General features: G+C 63.2%; 16 protein-coding genes. 13 read left to right on the forward strand and 3 right to left on the reverse strand.

Features of this window, described 5'->3' with window-relative positions; translation table 11 throughout:
• Positions 1-15: 15 nt before the first annotated feature.
• The 12 genes from P8192_RS07890 (at position 16) to P8192_RS07945 (ending at position 12,696) form a co-directional block, all read left to right on the forward strand.
• Positions 16-204 carry a ubiquitin-like protein Pup gene (locus tag P8192_RS07890; RefSeq protein WP_270105214.1) on the forward strand — a complete coding sequence of 63 codons (189 nt, stop codon included), beginning with the start codon at positions 16-18 and terminating at the stop codon, positions 202-204.
• Positions 201-998 carry a proteasome subunit beta gene (gene prcB, locus P8192_RS07895; protein WP_278155987.1) on the forward strand — a complete coding sequence of 266 codons (798 nt, stop codon included), beginning with the start codon at positions 201-203 and terminating at the stop codon, positions 996-998. Before P8192_RS07890 ends, prcB begins: the two co-directional genes overlap by 4 nt.
• Positions 995-1,660, forward strand: coding sequence for a proteasome subunit alpha (gene prcA / locus P8192_RS07900; protein ID WP_278155989.1), 666 nt, complete (start codon positions 995-997; stop codon positions 1,658-1,660). The genes prcB and prcA overlap by 4 nt, the downstream gene beginning before the upstream one ends.
• A 33-nt stretch (positions 1,661-1,693) precedes the next feature.
• The gene (pafA, locus tag P8192_RS07905; RefSeq protein ID WP_278155992.1) at positions 1,694-3,115 is read left to right on the forward strand and encodes a Pup--protein ligase; all 1,422 of its coding nucleotides are present in this window, start codon (positions 1,694-1,696) and stop codon (positions 3,113-3,115) included.
• 67 nt (positions 3,116-3,182) lie between these two features.
• Complete coding sequence (locus P8192_RS07910; protein ID WP_278155994.1) at positions 3,183-4,235, forward strand: FKBP-type peptidyl-prolyl cis-trans isomerase; 1,053 nt, start codon at positions 3,183-3,185, stop codon at positions 4,233-4,235.
• 2 nt (positions 4,236-4,237) lie between these two features.
• A complete protein-coding gene (locus tag P8192_RS07915; RefSeq protein WP_270105209.1) occupies positions 4,238-4,633 on the forward strand; it encodes an FKBP-type peptidyl-prolyl cis-trans isomerase in 396 nt (131 codons plus the stop codon).
• Positions 4,634-4,776: 143 nt separating this feature from the next.
• The gene (locus P8192_RS07920; protein WP_278155997.1) at positions 4,777-6,726 is read left to right on the forward strand and encodes a helix-turn-helix transcriptional regulator; all 1,950 of its coding nucleotides are present in this window, start codon (positions 4,777-4,779) and stop codon (positions 6,724-6,726) included.
• Positions 6,727-6,809: 83 nt separating this feature from the next.
• Positions 6,810-7,085 carry a twin-arginine translocase TatA/TatE family subunit gene (locus tag P8192_RS07925; RefSeq protein ID WP_278155999.1) on the forward strand — a complete coding sequence of 92 codons (276 nt, stop codon included), beginning with the start codon at positions 6,810-6,812 and terminating at the stop codon, positions 7,083-7,085.
• Positions 7,086-7,130: 45 nt separating this feature from the next.
• Positions 7,131-7,979 carry a twin-arginine translocase subunit TatC gene (gene tatC, locus P8192_RS07930; RefSeq protein ID WP_278156005.1) on the forward strand — a complete coding sequence of 283 codons (849 nt, stop codon included), beginning with the start codon at positions 7,131-7,133 and terminating at the stop codon, positions 7,977-7,979.
• 36 nt (positions 7,980-8,015) lie between these two features.
• Positions 8,016-10,901, forward strand: a complete 2,886-nt coding sequence (locus P8192_RS07935; protein ID WP_278156007.1) for a DEAD/DEAH box helicase — start codon at positions 8,016-8,018, stop codon at positions 10,899-10,901.
• Positions 10,898-11,914: an amidohydrolase family protein gene (locus P8192_RS07940; protein ID WP_278156009.1), complete on the forward strand. Its 1,017-nt coding sequence runs from the start codon at positions 10,898-10,900 to the stop codon at positions 11,912-11,914. The genes P8192_RS07935 and P8192_RS07940 overlap by 4 nt, the downstream gene beginning before the upstream one ends.
• A gap of 47 nt (positions 11,915-11,961) precedes the next feature.
• Positions 11,962-12,696: a polyprenol monophosphomannose synthase gene (locus P8192_RS07945; protein WP_278156011.1), complete on the forward strand. Its 735-nt coding sequence runs from the start codon at positions 11,962-11,964 to the stop codon at positions 12,694-12,696.
• Positions 12,697-12,805: 109 nt separating this feature from the next.
• On the opposite strand, the gene P8192_RS07950 is transcribed toward P8192_RS07945, so the two are convergent.
• From P8192_RS07950 to P8192_RS07960, 3 genes are read right to left on the reverse strand one after another with little or no spacing between them, the layout of a single operon-like run.
• On the reverse strand, positions 12,806-13,150 hold the full coding sequence (locus tag P8192_RS07950; RefSeq protein ID WP_270105202.1) for an RNA polymerase-binding protein RbpA: 345 nt from the start codon (positions 13,148-13,150) through the stop codon (positions 12,806-12,808).
• A 57-nt stretch (positions 13,151-13,207) separates the two neighbouring features.
• Entirely contained in the window at positions 13,208-14,296 is a 1,089-nt protein-coding gene (locus P8192_RS07955) for an SPFH domain-containing protein (protein ID WP_278159763.1), read from the reverse strand.
• A gap of 60 nt (positions 14,297-14,356) precedes the next feature.
• A complete protein-coding gene (locus P8192_RS07960; RefSeq protein WP_270105200.1) occupies positions 14,357-14,818 on the reverse strand; it encodes an NfeD family protein in 462 nt (153 codons plus the stop codon).
• A gap of 100 nt (positions 14,819-14,918) precedes the next feature.
• On the opposite strand from P8192_RS07960, the gene P8192_RS07965 reads away from it, so the two are divergent.
• On the forward strand, positions 14,919-16,991 hold the full coding sequence (locus P8192_RS07965; RefSeq protein ID WP_278156015.1) for an FAD-dependent oxidoreductase: 2,073 nt from the start codon (positions 14,919-14,921) through the stop codon (positions 16,989-16,991).
• The last annotated feature ends 47 nt before the right edge of the window (positions 16,992-17,038 follow it).

Consider the following 17,038-nt stretch of genomic DNA (forward strand, 5'->3'; position numbering starts at 1 on the left):
CCGAAGGAGACCCCCATGTCACAGCAGAACTTCTCATCCAACACCTCGCGCGACGACGACCAGCCCACGCCGGAAGCCGCTCCCGCCGCACAGGCGCAGGTGCCCAGCAACGATCTCGACTCCCTGCTTGACGAAATCGACACCGTGTTGGAATCCAACGCCGAAGAGTTCGTGCGCGGATTCGTCCAGAAGGGCGGCCAGTGACCTCGCTGCCGCACACCGGAGCCGCACCAGGTTTGGAGGCGTCCTTCCTCGCCCACCTGCAGCAGCACCAGCCGCAGTTGGTTCCGGCCCCGGTGACGGGGCTCGCCGAAACACCGGTTCCCCACGCCACCACGATCGTCGCTCTGTTGTATCAGGGCGGCGTCATCATGGCGGGGGACCGACGCGCCACCATGGGCACCACCATCGCCTCATCGCGAATGGAGAAGGTCTTCCCGGCGGACACCCACTCGGTGGTCGGGGTATCCGGTGCCGCCGGTATCGCTCTGGACATGGCGCGTCTTTTCGCTGTTGAGCTCGAGCATTACGAGAAGATCGAAGGCACCGAACTCTCCCTATTGGGTAAAGCTAACCGCCTGGCGGCCCTGGTACGTGCCCAATTACCGGCCCTGAGCCAGGGACTCGTCGCACTGCCACTCTTTGCCGGCGTCGATGCCATCACCGGTGCGGCCCGGATTATCAGCTTCGACATCACCGGCGGGCGTTACCAGGAGCACCATCACCACACCATCGGCTCCGGTTCGCCCTATGCTCGCGGCTCACTGAAAAAGCTGTGGTCGCCCGGGCTCGCCGAAGACGATGCCCTGCGCGTGGCTGTGCACGCCCTGATTGATGCAGCTGACGACGACGCTGCCACATCCGGGCCCGACTCACGCCGCCGCATCTGGCCGGTGGTGTACACGGTGACCGCGGACGGAAATGAACGGGTCGACGAGGCACGTGTTGCGTCCGTCGCCGAACAGATTATGGACCAGCGGGGAGACGATCGATCATGAACCAATCGTTCTATGTCTCGCCACAGCAGCTGATGAAGGACCGCGCGGATTTCGCCCGGCAGGGCATCTCCCGCGGTAAACCCGTTGTCCTGGCCTCCTGTGCTGCGGGCATCGTGCTGGTCACTGAGAACTCCTCGACTTCTTTGCGCAAGCTCTCCGAGATCTACGATCGCATCGGCCTGGGTGCTGTCGGGCGCTACAACGAGTTCGAAGCGCTGCGTCAAAACGGGGTGCGCTACGCGGATACCCGTGGTTATGCCTACGACCGTGCCGATGTCACCGCCCGGGGTCTTGTCAGCCACTACGCGGGGATCCTCGGCGAGCTATTTCTCACCGGCGCGAAACCCCTGGAAGTCGAAATCGCCGTGGCTGAGGTGGGTGCGAGTCTCGACGACGATCGACTCTACCGGGTCTCCTTCGACGGCACCGTTACCGAATCCACTCCGGTAATCGTCATCGGCGGAGGAGCGGAGCAGCTTCAGCAGCGGCTCTCCTCAGAGTGGGACTCTCAGCGACCTCTCGACGACGCCATCACCGCCATCCAGTCGGCCTGGACAGACGCTACCGGTGAGATGGCGTGGGAAACAGCCGTATTAGACCGTGACCGTGCCGCAGTCGGCGGTCGCAGCTTCCGACGGCGAACGCGCCACGGCCGTCACTGACACGGATTCACTGAAGTAGCAGAGGAGCACGCAATGGATCGACGGATCATGGGGGTGGAGACCGAGTTTGGCATCCACTATTCCCACCCGGGCACCAAACCGCTGACCCCGGAGGAAGTAGCTCGGTATCTCTTCCGTCCCGTGGTCGAGTGGGGGCGCTCGTCCAACGTGTTCATCCCCAATGGCTCACGCCTCTATCTCGACGTCGGATCTCACCCGGAGTACGCCACCGCGGAGTGCTCCACGCTGCCCGAGCTGATCGCCACCGATAAAGCCGGCGAACTCATCATGAATCGGCTCGTCGCTCAGGCCCAGGAGCAGATGCGCGAAGACGGTTTCGAGGGCACCATCTACCTCTACAAGAACAACGCTGATTCCCAGGGCAACTCGTTTGGTTCCCACGAGAATTATCTGTTGCAGCGCTCCACGGAATTTCGGCGCCTCTCGGAATCGCTCATTCCGTTCTTGATTACCCGCCAGCTGATGTGCGGTTCCGGGGCAGTCATCGCCGACTCCACACGAATCAACCCCGATAGCCACCCCGGTATCCCGGAGACCCCACATTTCGCTTTCTCCCACCGGGCTGACTACGTGCAGGAGGGGATTTCGTCGTCGACCACGCGTAGCCGCCCCATCATCAACACCCGTGATGAACCGCACGCCGATGCCTCCCAGTACCGGCGCCTGCACGTGATCGTGGGCGACTCGAACATGTCGGAGACGACTCAGATGGTCCGCTTTGGCTCCACTGATCTCATGCTGCGCATGATCGAGGCCGGGGTACCGCTCAAAGACTTCCAGCTTGACCACCCGGTGCAGGCCATCCGTCAGGTCTCTCACGATCTCACCGGCACTGCGACCTTGAGGTTACGTAACGGTCGACGCATGTCGGCGCTGCACCTCCAAGAACATTTCCTGGACCACGCCCGTACCTTCATCGACCGGCACGGCGCCCATCATGAGCATGTGCCCGCCGTCCTCGAACTATGGGAACGCGCTCTGGCGGCGGTGCGCACCCAAGATTTTTCCGATATCGACACCGAAATCGATTGGGCGATCAAGCACCGGTTCTATCAGCAGTACGCCGCCCGCCACGGGCTGGGCTGGGATGCGGCACGGCTGGCGCAGCTGGACTTGTCCTACCACGATATTGATCCCGACCGCGGACTGTTCAACCTCTTAACCCGCCGCGGTGCCGCCGCGCGTTGGGTCACCGACGCCGATATTGAATATGCCGCCGAGAACGCTCCGGCGAGCACGCGAGCTGCGCTCCGCGGCCACTTCATCCGCACGGCACGCGAGCGCGGTCTGGAATACACCGTGGACTGGACACACATGAAGCTCAATGACAAGCCGATCTGCACGGTGATGGTGAAGGATCCCTTCGCGGTGACCTCCGATCAGATGGAACACCTCTTGGAATGCTTTCCCCGCTGCGCGACTCCTTTAGAGTAATCACAGGCGAAACATAGCTTCCACTGAAACGCTTTCGATACATCGCAACCAAACGACAAAGGACACCATGGCACTGAAACGCCCCCGCACCCGCCGCCTCGCTTTAGCGGCGGGCACCACGCTCACAGCCCTGCTGCTGTTCACCGGCTGCTCGTCGCCGCAAGGCACCGGCGATGTCGAGGCTCTCGACGTGGTCGATTTCTCCGTCAACGAGGACGGCGGCCCCGAAGTATCGCTCGACGGCGAAATCACTGCCCAGGAAACCTCCTCGCGTGTGCTGCACGAGGGCGATGGGGAGAACATCGAAAACGGCGAGATCGCCCTGGTCAGCACCGCCCTGGTCGATGCCGAATCGGGCGAGGTCAGCGCCGAGAACTTCACTGCTTCCACCGAGGCCGTCATCGTCAACGACACCCTGCAGGAGAGCAATGATGTGCTCTACAACATCCTGACCGAGAACCCGGTCGGTACGCAGATCGCCTACTACGTGACCAGCGCGGCCGAGGACGAGGAAGCCACTGCTGCCAATTCCCAGCTCATGGTCTTCGAAATCGCGGGCAAGACTCAGTCACACGCCGACGGCGAAGTCGTTCCGGAAGACGAGCTCAACAGTGATCTCCCCAGCGTCACCCGTGATGAGGAGACCGGTGAGCCCACCATCGCCACCCCCGAAGGCGATGCCCCCTCCGAGCTGGTCACCGATGTACTGATCCAGGGCGACGGCGAAACCGTGGAAGCCGAAGACTACGTCACTGTTCAGTACCGCGGCGTTTCCTGGTCCAACGGCGAAGAATTCGATTCCTCCTGGTCGGGCGGAGCACCCTACTCGGCCTCGCTGAGCCAGATGATTTCCGGCTGGCGAGACGGCCTTTCCGGCCAACAAGTCGGTTCCCAGGTGCTCATTTCTGTGCCCCCGGCCGAAGCCTACGGCGAACTGGACGAGGACGCCGAGGAAGGCACCCAGCACGAGCTGGCCGGTGAGACCCTGGTCTTCGTCGTCGATATCCTGCATACCCAGCACCCGATGCCGGCCGAAACCGATGACACCACGGAGTCTGAAGACGGCGCCACGGAAGAACCATCCGAAGAAGCAACCGACGAGTCCACCGAGGAGAACTGACCATGTCATTCGGACAGCGCAACTACGATCGCACCCGCCCGGAGATCGAATTCCCCGGCGATACCCCGCCCAGTGACCTTGTCATCGAGGACCTGATTGAAGGCACCGGCGCCGCGGTGACTCCCGGCGACGCCATCTCCTGCCACTATGTCGGCGTGGCCTGGTCCACCGGTGCCGAGTTCGATGCCTCGTGGAATCGCGGCACCCCACTGTCGTTCACCGCGGGCATTGGCCAGGTCATCAAGGGGTGGGACGACGGACTGATCGGTATGAAGGTCGGTGGCCGCCGCCGCCTGGAGATCCCCCCGCACCTGGCCTACGGCGATCGTGGCGCGGGCGCCGATATCGGCCCCGGCGAGACCCTGATCTTCGTGGTCGATCTGGTCGAGGTGAACTGACCATCACTCGTCCTCGCACCCCGTCCGCCACCACCAGTCGCAGCGCCGAGCGCATCATCTCGGTGCTGTGGCTTTTGCTGACCCATGAGCGGACGGGGTGCACCAAGGATTTCCTCCGAGAACACGTCGATGACTATCGGGACTTGGCCTCGGAGTCCGCGTTTGAACGCAAATTCAGCCGGGACAAGCAACTACTACGGGATGTCGGGTTGCCGCTGCAGTCCAGCGCCACGCCGGCCGGACAAACGGTCTACACCATCGACCAGTCCCAACTGTTTCTCCCGCAGATTGACTTTACCGCTGACGAAGAACGAGCCCTGGCCCACGTGTCCGGGCTGTGGGGCAATGACAGCGATCAGACCTCCGTCTCTCGTGCGCTCAGTCGGTTGCAACAGTACCCAGGACTCCTGCTGGCGGGACGCGGCGCCGTGGAGAAACTGGATGTCCCCGATGATGCCGAGCCCACCGAGATGGAGCACTCCACCGGGGTACACGTGCGTGCACAGTTGGCCCGCACCGATCGGCTGGTCTCGGATCTGGCTGAGGCCTGTCGGCAACGCGGGTGGGTCAGTTTCGACTACCGGAAGGTCGGAGCCGCCGCCGTCGAGCAGCGCCGGGTGCGTGCCTGGAGTCTCGTCGCCGCAGCAGCACATTGGTACCTCGTCGGATTCGACGCCGACCGCGGTCAGCAACGAATGTTCCGTCTGGACCGCGTCGAGGCCCCCAGCGTGCGTGCCCGGACTCAGGCACCGGATCTCCGGACCGCACAGGATTCGGCGCCGCCGCCCAATTTCAATCCGAAAGCGCTGCGCAAACAGTTGCTTGGCGAGTCTGCCGTTCAGCATTCCGAGCTGCTCATCCGCACCGAGGCGGCTTCCTCCCTGCGCGTGATGGGCCGAACAGAACCGCACTCCCGGAATGGTTGGGAGCTCCTGCACGCCACCTTTACCCGCCGTCGCAGTTTTCTTTCCGCCATCGCCGCCGCCGGCACCGACGTGATCGTCCTCGATGACGACCTCCGAGCAGAACTGATCGACACCCTGGAACGCGTAGCGGCACTACATCGCTCCGCGACCCCGTCCCTGGAACTCGCCCCACCGCCCAAGAGCCGAAACCGGGCCTCTGATGCCGCGGTCATCACGCGGATGATCGACATCATCACCGTGCTGAACAAGCATTTAGAAGGGCTACCGCGCACCGAGCTCATCGCACGACTGAACACCACCGATTCACTGCTCGACCACGATCTTCAGATTCTGCGGTTCTGTGGCCTCCCGGAGCGTTACGCACCGGGAGAGCAGTTCGATGTGATCGAAGAAGGCGACCATGTGGCCCTGCGGCAAGCAGACGAACTAGCGGCCCCGCTGCGACTCAGCACACCGGAGGCACTGGCGATCGTGGCCGGCCTGCGATTCGTGGCCGACTACCCAGGCATGTCGACGGAGACCGTGCGGGGGGCCCGCTCGGCGCGAGACAAAATCCTCGAACTGCTCCCCAGCTCCGAGGTCGAGGTCGTCCACGCCTCCGCCGAGGTGGACCCCGCGCACACCACCAAAGTCTCGCTCTTGCTGGACGCGATCCGGCAACGACGCGTCCTCGACGTCGACTATTACTCCATGTCCCGGCATGAGCTCACCCACCGTGAACTGGAGCCGCTACGAGTAGTGCAGATGGCCGAGCGCACCTACCTTCAGGCCTGGTGTCGCACCGCGTCGGCCCTACGTGTGTTCCGACTGGACCGCCTCGGCGACGTCACCGTCACGGACCACGTCTTCGACGTCCGGCCCGCGGCCGCCGATCTGCCGCCCATCCGCCTGACGCCTAACACCGCTGGCGGGGCTGAGGCGACCCTGTGGTTCTCTTACCGGCTGCGCGATCATCTCGATGACTTTGTGCCCATCGCGGTCGCCGAGCTCCCGGATGGCTCCGTCGCCGGACGCACCAGCCTTCAGCACCCCCAAGTTGCGGTGTCGCTGGTCACCGAGCACCCGGGGGAGACCCGCGTGCTCGCCCCCGCTTCGCTGGTTGAGCATACCCTCGCCCATGTGGACGCGGCTCTGGGTCATCACCAAAGCTGGCATACACACCACTAGGTTGTCGACAGCGCTTCTACAGGTTGGACATAGAGCGGTGACCTACACTGAACACTAGATTTCGTCGTTGAAAGGAACCCATCATGCCTCGCGGTTGGCCCTTGGTCATCATCATCATCCTCGCCCTCTTGCTCTTCGCCGCACCGAAGCTGCCCGCCATGGCACGCAACCTGGGGCAGTCCATGCGCATCCTGAAGTCCGAGGTGAAGCAGATGCGCACCGAAGATGACGACAAGCCATCGTCCTCGTCTTCCCGCACCGACGCGGTGGAAGGCACCGTCGTTGACCACGACCAGCCGCGCTCCACCGGTGAGAAGTCCTCCCGCCCGGAGGCCGACGGCACAGGGAAGTCGAAGTAGCACTGCTGAGCCGCACCATCCCGCAGACTTCCTCGCAAACACGTCATGACTAAGCCGTCCACCACCCCGCCGTCACGTCCTGAACGCACGCGCAAACCTAAAAACCCGGAAGGGCAGATGTCGCTGCGCGCGCACCTCAAGGAACTACGCAACCGGCTGATCAAAGCCGGCCTGGCCATCGCCGTGGCCACTATTGGTGGGTTCTTCCTCTACAAGCCGGCCTTCAGCGCGCTCACCGAACCGGTGACCTCGCTGTCAGTCGACGGCACCCAGACCGAGGTCGTGTTCAGTTCGGTTGCCCAGCCCTTTGACATCATGCTGCAGGTGGCCCTGTTTATTGGCCTGGTGGTGTCTAGCCCGGTGTGGCTCTACCAGCTCTGGGCGTTCATTGTCCCGGGGCTACAGAAAAACGAAAAGCGCTACGCCCTGGCGTTCATCGCCGTCTCGGTGCCCTTGTTCGTCGGGGGAGTGTTCCTCGGTTGGATCGCCCTGCCCCAGGCACTGCAATTCTTTGTGTCACTGACCCCCTCGGGCGCTTCCAACTTCATCCAAGTCGACGTGTACGTGCCCTTCGTGCTGCGACTACTGCTAGCTTTCGGCGTCGCCCTGTTGCTGCCGGTGCTGCTGGTGGGACTGAACATGCTGGGAGTGCTCTCAGGCAAGACCATCCTCAAACACTGGCGTATCTCCGTATTCGTCATCGCCGTCATCGCCGCCATGGGTGCACCCGGCGGAGACATCATGACCATGTTCTACTTAGGCGGGCCGCTGGCGATTCTGTTCGCCATCGCTCTCGGTCTGTGCCTGGTGATGGACCGGCGCCGTGCCAAGAAGCTGAAGCGACAAGCCGATACCCAAGAAAAACACACGCCGACCCCACTCTCGGAGATCTAAGCACACCACGACGCCGTCATCCCTTAGGCTGAGAAGATGAGCACCTCCTCCGGCATCGACGATGACCAGCGCAGTCCGGCCGAACGATACGCTCAGGCCCGACAGCGTGCCGCACAGGGCCGCACCGATCTGGGACGGTTCGCCGCCACCCTCGACTTTGAACTTGACGACTTCCAGCGCGAAGCCTGCCAACATCTGGAACAGGGCAGCGCCGTCTTGGTGGCAGCACCCACCGGGGCCGGCAAGACGATCGTGGGCGAATTCGCTATCCACCAGGCTCTGAGCCAGGGCAGCAAAGCGTTCTATACGACACCGATCAAGGCGCTCAGCAACCAGAAATACAGCGAACTCGTGGCGCGCTACGGTACGGAGCACGTGGGGCTGCTCACCGGAGACACCGCGGTAAATCCGCACGCCGAGGTGGTAGTCATGACCACCGAAGTGCTGCGCAACATGATCTACGCCGATTCTTCGTCGCTCACCAACCTCGCCTATGTGGTCATGGACGAGGTGCACTATCTCGCCGACCGATTCCGTGGAGCGGTCTGGGAAGAAGTCATCATTCACCTTCCCGAACGAGTGCAGTTGGTGGCACTATCCGCCACCGTCTCCAATGCCGAGGAATTTGGCGCCTGGCTCGACACCGTGCGCGGCTCCACCGCCGTCGTCGTGTCCGAACACCGACCGGTACCGCTGTGGCAGTACGTGATGGCAGGCTCTCGTCTCTACGATCTTTTCGCCAGTGAGGTCAGTTTCGACGACGCCGCAGCCCTCGAAGACCATGACGACGCCAACCGGCTCGTGCTGAACCCCGAGCTCGCCGAGCTGGCGGAACAGCAGCAGCGTTCCCACCAGCGCTCCGATTGGGGACACGGCAATCGTTCCCGCCCACGCGGAAGACGCGGGGCGCGGGGACGGGGCGGCCCAGCACGTGATGGCCACCGAAACAGCAACCGTGAGGGCAATCGGGGCCCGGACTTGCGCGTCTCCCGCCCCACAATGGTGCGCACCCTGGAACGCGAGGGATTGTTACCGTGCATCGACTTCATTTTTTCACGCGCAGGATGTGACGCTGCCGTGGAGCAGTGCCTGGCCTCCGGGCTGGATCTCACCAGCCCCGCCGACAAGCGCCGCATCGCCGAAGTAGTGGATCGCGCCGGAGAAACCCTGCCGCCCCAGGATCGCGATGTACTGGGCTTCTGGGGCTGGCGCGACGGGCTGCTGCGCGGGTTCGCATCCCACCACGCCGGGCTACTGCCGCCTTTCAAGGAAGTGGTGGAGAAACTCTTCGCCGCCGGGCACCTCAAAGTCGTGTTCGCCACCGAAACCCTGGCGCTGGGCATCAATATGCCCGCCCGCACCGTCGTCATCGAAAAACTGGTCAAATTCAACGGCGAATCGCACCAGGACATCACGGCGGGCGAGTACACCCAGCTCACCGGGCGCGCTGGCCGACGGGGCATCGACGTCGAAGGGCACGCCGTGGTGCTCTGGCGCCCCGGGTTGAATCCCTCCGCTGTGGCCGGTTTGGCCTCACGCCGGACGTATCCGCTGAATTCTTCCTTCCGGCCCACGTACAACATGTCAGTGAACCTGTTGGCCCAGTTCGGGCGGCAGCGGGCCCGCGGCATCCTGGAATCGTCCTTTGCGCAGTTCCAGGCGGACCGCTCCGTGGTCGGACTGGCCCAGGAAGTCCGTACCCGCGAGAAGTCGCTGGCCGGATACGAACAGTCCATGCGCTGTCATCTCGGCGACTTCACCGAGTACGCAAGACTGCGCAAAGAACTCTCCGACCTAGAAAAACGCACGTCAAAGTCCCGGCATCGTGCCCGGCTCTCCGCGGTCAAGGACTCATTGAACGAACTCATGGTCGGCGACATCGTCGAGATCCGCGGGGGCCGCCGACTCGGCGAGGCCGTGGTGGTCTCTGCGGCAGGCAACCCGAGCCATCCGCGGGTCGGGGTGATCACCCAAAAGGGGCAGCTTCGTCGGTTGGGCATCGATGACCTCGATGAACCGGTGGAGCCCTTCGCCGGGGTATCGCTGCCGGAGAATCTCCCCTTGAAGTCTCCCACCCAGCGCAAGGACGTAGCCGCTAAGATGCGCGCGGCAATCCACGAACACCGTCCCCCGGCCGGTGGGCGCAGGGTGGGTGCCTCGTTCCAGTATCTTGACGATGATTCCGATCGGATCGAGGAGGTGCGCCACCAACTCCAGTTGCATCCCTGCCACGGATGTTCCGAGCGGGAAGACCACGCCCGCTGGGCCGAACGCTGGTGGAAGCTACGCCGCGAGACCGACTCGCTGGTCTCGAAGATCTCCGGGCGGACCAACACGATCGCCAAGACCTTTGACCGGCTGATCGACCTGCTCACCCTGTACCGCTACATCGACAACGGGGCGGTCACCGAGCGCGGTCACACACTGCGCCGCATCTACGGAGAGCGTGACCTGCTGGCTTCCATGGCCATCGAAGACGGCCTCACCGATGGGCTCGGCCCCGACGAGTTGGCCGGGCTCGCCGCCATGCTGGTTTATCAGGCCAAAACCGACAACACGGGCGGGATCGTACGCATGCCCACCGACCGGCTACAACACGTGGCCGACGTCGTCGACGAGCTCTGGTTCACCCTGCAACAGGACGAAAAGGCAGCCCGTCTCGAGGTTACCCCGGAGCCCAACACCGCACTGGTGGGACCCATGGTGCGCTGGGCGCGCGGACATGATCTGACCCGCACCCTGCGCGGCGCCGAACTAGCGGCTGGCGATTTTGTCCGCTGGGCGCGTCAGGTGATCGACGTCCTGGACCAGTTCGCCCGCATTCCCGGCCACGAGAATTTGGCGCGGCGCTGCGAGCAGGCCAAGCAACGTGTGGACCGCGGCATCGTGGCGTACTCCTCCGTAGGTACAGTGGATTCATGACCTCCCTGCTCGCCGTCAATGGCTTTATCCACTCCGTTTCCGACCCTTACGCCACCGCGATCCTCATCGACGACGGGGTGGTGGCCTGGGTCGGTGCCGACGACACCGCAGAGAAAGTCGCCGCAGCTCAGGCCCCGAACGCCCAGCTGGTGGACCTGCACGGCGCCCTGGTCGCTCCGGCGTTCCTTAACTCCTTCACCACGGAGGATTCGGTCACTGGGCGCGCCGAGTACGGGGAGGTGCTCTACACCACCACGGCCGTGCGGCCCTCCGCCCACGCGGTGCCCTATGTTCCCTTGGACCGGGCCGATGCCGATACCCAATCGCATCTCTACGTGGACCTCAACGACGTCTCGCATGTGGATGCTGCCCTGCGCCTGAGCCGGGCCGATCGTCGTCAGTTGCTCTTCCATTCCCATCGCGAACACCAGCTCGCCGCCTTGCTACCGTTGCTCGTCGACGACCGGGCTCAACGTCAGTTCCCCGGTTCGCACCGTTTGATTCTCGGACATCTTATTACTGACGACGACGTCTCCCAGCTGAACGGTCTCGGTGTCTCCGTCACCGTGGTACCCAGCCCTGAGACCGAAACCATCACCGCACCGGTGGCCTCCCTGTTATCTGCCGGCATCCCCGTATCATTGGGCACCGGAAGCACCCCGCACAGCCTGTGGCACGGCGTTCGCTCTCTGCTGGAGCATCAGGATCCGGATCAACGCGTCTCCGCTCGCGCCGGATTCACCGCAGCCACCCGTGCGGGCGCACGTGCACTGCCCGCAGACCTGGTCCAGACCTGGATGAACGCCAGTCGGCTTGCCCCTGGTTCGCCCGCACATCTGAATCTCTGGCGCGCCGATGAACTCAGTGTGCAGGCACCCGACGGCCGTGTCTCTGGGTGGAGCACAGACGCCCGCGCTGGCACCCCGTTGTTGCCCGTCCTGGGCGGTGACACTCCGTTGCCTCAGCTGATCGCGCACCTGTATGAAGGCAACCTGAAGTTCGGCACCCTATAATAGGCAGTTGCTGTGGCCGTCTACGGTCGATCATCTGAAGGAGTCGCATGCGCGTATTGACCATCATCCCCACCTACAACGAGCGGGAATCGCTGCCATTGACGTTGAACCGTCTGCGCAATTCAGTACCCGAGGTCGACGTCCTCGTGGTCGACGACAACTCGCCGGACGGCACGGGGGAGTGGGCCGAGGCCCGGGCTCAGGAAGATGACCAGGTCTTCGTGCTACACCGCAAGGAGAAGAACGGACTGGGCGGCGCCTACATCGCAGGATTCGGTTGGGGTCTTGCCCGCGGCTATGACGTTTTGGTCGAGATGGACGCCGATGGCTCGCATCAGCCTGAGCAGCTTCCGCGCTTGCTCGACGCCATCGATCACGCCGACCTGGTGATCGGCTCGCGCCGCGTTCCCGGGGGCAAGATGGTCAACTGGCCAGCCCACCGCAAACTGATTTCCATGGCCGGGTCCTTGTACCCGCGGCTCATGCTGGGGTTGAAGCTCAGCGATGTGACCGCCGGCTACCGCGCCTACCGGGCGGACACCCTGCGCGAGATTGATCTGAGTGCTGTCCAGTCCAAGGGCTATGGCTTCCAGGTCGACATGACTTTCCGCACCGCCCGCCTGGGCAAGCGCATCGTCGAAGTCCCGATCACGTTCGTGGAGCGCGAGTTCGGTGAGTCGAAGATGAGCGGAAACATCATCACCGAGGCCGTCACCAATGTCACCAAGTGGGGCCTGCAGGCACGCTGGGAGACCCTCAGGTCGAGTCTCGGCCTCCGCTAAATTTTCAGGCGAACGTCGCCACGCAGAAGGCCCGTTCCCTCCACTAATTCCGTAGGGGGAACGGGCCTTCTGCGATCTCGGCGGCTAGGCCGCCCGTAGGTCTCGCGAATTAGCTGACTTTTTCGCCGCGACGCTCGCGCAGCTTATTGAGCTGACCCTCCAGGGCCTGCTCCAGCTCTTCAACGCTACGACGCTCCAGGAGCATGTCCCAGTGCGTACGGACCGGCTTCGTGTTCTCCGGCTCCGGCTTTTCGCCATCAACGAGGAGGGCTTCCTTACCGGTCTTCGTCGTCCACGTCGCCGGAATCTCGGCTTCCGCGGCGAAGGTCACAAAGACCTGCTCGCCGTCCTCGCAACGGTATTCGATCCGCTGACGAGCCGCCGGCTCGACACCGGCTTCGGTCTCCATGGACTGCGAACCGAGGCGCATTCCGCGCAGGCTACGATCACTCATTCGAGCTCCCTTCCTCTACCAGCGTTCTAGTATAGCCGTTTCAGCGACCCTGGCGGGTCAGTTATTCCCTAGTTCCTTGGGCGGCTCGGTGTGGGAGACATCGTCCACGACCGAATCGGCCAGGGCATCCTCCAGACTCGTTTCCTGGAGCTTCGGCGCCTTCGGAGCGATATCGGCAATCTCAGCAGCCGTCGTAGGCTTCGACCGACGTTCACGACGCTCGCGCCGGGTCTCGGCATCCTCCTTTGAGGAGCTGTCGTTGCCACCGCCTGCATTGCGCCGAGCGTCCAGGGGGTTCTCGCCTCCGGAGAAGGCCGAGCCCAAACGGTTGATCGCGTCGGTGAATTCGGAGGGGATGATCCAGAGCTTATTGGAGTCACCTTCGGCCAGCTTCGGCAGCGTCTGCAGGTACTGGTAAGCCAACAGATCCGGGTCGGGACGGCCGTCGTGAATCGCTTCGAACACCGAGGTGATGGCTTCGGCTTCGGCGTTAGCCCGCAGAATCTGGGCCTGAGCATCACCTTCAGCGGCCAGAATTGCAGCTTGGCGGCTACCTTCCGCGGTCAGGATTTCAGCCTGCTTGGTGCCTTCCGCGGTCAGAATGGCCGCGCGACGGTCGCGCTCAGCGCGCATCTGCTTCTCCATGGAGTCCTGGATCGACGGTGGCGGGTCAATGGCTTTGAGCTCCACCCGGGACACGCGCAGACCCCACTTGGTGGTGGCCTCATCAAGCACCCCCCGCAGCTGCGAGTTGATCGAATCGCGGCTGGTCAGGGCCTCTTCGAGGTTCATCCCGCCGACCACGTTACGCAAGGTGGTGGTGGTGAGATTCTCGACGGCATGAATGTAGTTGGCGATGCCGTAGGTGGCGAGCTTGGCGTCGGTCACTTGGAAGTACACGACCGTGTCAATTGACACCACGAGGTTATCCTCCGTGATCACCGGTTGCGGAGGGAAGGAGACGACCTGCTCCCGCATATCCATCAGCGGAAGCATCCGGTCCACGAAGGGAATGATCATGGTCAGACCCGCACCCTGAGTGCGTTGATAGCGACCAAGTCGTTCCACGATGCCCGCGCGGGCCTGGGGCACGATCTTCACGGCGCCGACGATGATCGTGATCACAAGTATCGCTATGACGACCATCGCGATAATGATGGCGAGTTCCAAAGCTGATCAGCTCCGTCCTGTTGTGTTGTCTTATGACTAGGCAGTGAGTGGCGGATCGATGCTGACCCAGAGGACAGCGCCATCGACGCGTTCGATGTGGACGATCTCGCCGGGGGAGACGGACCGATGACTGCTTGTGCGCGCCGACCAGACCTCACCATCGACGCGCACCTGACCGGTGGCATCGGTGATCGGCTCGACGACCGTGGCCTGTTGGCCCAGCAGCGACTCCACACCGTAGTCAGGCTTCTCTTTCGACTCTTTCAGATGGCGCAGAGCAACCGGACGCACGGCGAACAGCAAAATGATGGCCACCAGGGCACCAACGCCGATTTGGGCCCACACGGGAGCGCCAGCAAGTGCAGCGACGGTGGCGGCGGTGGCTCCACCGGCCAGCATCAGAAAGATCAGGTCCAGAACGGTGATCTCCACAATCACCAGGAGAACGGCGATGGACAGCCAGGCCAGCCACATATTCTCGGCGAGCCACTCGAACATCGCTACATTTCCTCCTAAAGTAGGCGTACATCACATTTTCCGTGTTGGACGCTTGTCATTGCAAGGGTTCAAACCCGACATCGCACCGAGAGTGACATTTATGACACACCTGGCGACGGCACCTCGCTCCACGACTTTCCCCCTGCTCAGCCGCGGAATCACCGTGGGCCCGCTGGATCTTCCGCACCGCATCATCATGGGATCGATGCACACCGGACTCGAGGACCGGGCGGAGGATTTTCCGCAGTTAGCCCGGTTCTATGCCGAACGCGCCCGCGGGGGAGCGGGACTGATGATCACCGGGGGATTCTCTCCGAATGACGCCGGGCGTCTCACCGCCGACGGTGGCCGCCTCGCCAACGCGGACGATGTTCAATCGCATCGACTCATCACGGAGGCGGTACACCGAGACGGCGCGAAAATCGCCGTCCAGCTGCTGCACGCCGGTCGCTATGCCTTCCATTCGGGCGCGGTATCCGCCTCGGCCACACATGCCCCGATCAACCGGTTCCCGGCCCGGGAACTCTCCAGCGGTGAGGTCACACAGACGATCGCCGATTTTGTGGCGTCGGCCCGACTCGCCCTCGAGGCTGGATATGACGCCATTGAGATCATGGGCTCCGAGGGCTATCTGATCAATCAGTTCCTGTCGGGCACCACCAATCTTCGCGACGACGAATGGGGCGGGGACGCCGAACGTCGACGGCGCTTCGCACTGGAGATCGTGCGTGGTGTGCGCGAGGCCGTAGGGGACCGGTTGGCCGTGATCTTCCGACTCTCCGTGGTGGACTTGGTCCCCGGTGGCCAGACCGCCGAGGAGGTTCTCTCTCTGGCCACCGAGCTCGAAGCAGCGGGTGTCGATCTCATCAACACCGGTATCGGCTGGCACGAATCCCGGGTACCGACCATCGTGACCTCCGTGCCCCGGGCCGCTTTCGCTGATTTCACGGCACGCATCACGAAGACGCTCACTATTCCCGTGGCGGCGTCGAACCGGATCACACTGCCTGAAACCGCCGAGCAGTTGCTGGCAGACGGTACCGCCACCATGGTCACCATGGCGCGACCGTTCCTGGCGGATCCCAGTTGGGTCAGCAAGACCCTTACCGACCGGCCCGAGACCATCACGCCCTGCATCGGCTGTAACCAGGCCTGCCTGGATCATTCCTTCACTGGCAGGACAGCCACCTGCCTCGTCAACCCGGCAGCAGTCCGGGAAGAAGAGTTCACCCTGCGCCGCACCAGCACCCCGGGCGCCACACTGGCTGTTGTGGGTGGGGGGCCAGCAGGAATGAACGCCGCGATCACCGCAGCGCAGCGCGGTTTCGACGTGGTCCTCTTTGAAGAACGCCACGAACTGGGCGGTCAGTTCCGTCTGGCTCGCGCCATTCCAGGCAAGGAAGAGTTTGCAGAAGCGCTGCGCTACTTCCACGTCATGCTCGAGCGCCTGAACGTCGATGTCCGTCGTGGACACCGGGCGAAAGCTGACGAGCTAGCCGAATTCGATCACGTCATTCTGGCCACCGGTGTCCGACCGCGAGCATTAGAGATCCCTGGAGCCGATGCTCCACGGGTCCATAGCTACGATGCGGTGATCCGAGGCGAAGTAACGTGCGGTTCCTCCGTGGCCATCATCGGCGCCGGCGGTATCGGTTTCGACGTCGCCGAATTCCTCATCCATGACCACGGCTCCGTTCAGCGGCCAGCACCGGTGCCATCCGCCGACGAACTCCAGGAATGGTTTAACGCCTGGGGCGTCGATTCCACCTTCTCCACTCCCGGTGGCGTCACCATGCCCGCTCCACGTCCCGCTGGACGAACCATCCACATGCTCCAGCGCAAAACCACCAAGATGGGAATCGGACTGGCACCGACCAGCGGCTGGGTTCACCGCGCCGTCGTCAAGGGTGCTGATGTGCAGTTCCACACCGGTGTGGTCTACGAAAAGATTAGCGAGCATGGACTGCACGTCACCATCGACGGGGAACCCCACGTTCTCGACGTCGACGACATCGTCGTCTGCGCCGGACAGGAATCGGTACGCGACCTCGAAGATGATCTGAACGCCAGGGGAGTGGTGCCCCAGGTCGTCGGGGGAGCCAACATAGCCGCTGAGTTGGATGCCAAGCGCGCCATCGAAGAGGCCACCCGGGCCATCATTGACCTGGATTGAACACGGCTGAACCTGACTTCTCGGATGGAGATCCGTACACTGACACA

It is taken from the genome of Citricoccus muralis (genome assembly GCF_029637705.1).
Taxonomy (GTDB): Bacteria; Actinomycetota; Actinomycetes; order Actinomycetales; family Micrococcaceae; genus CmP2.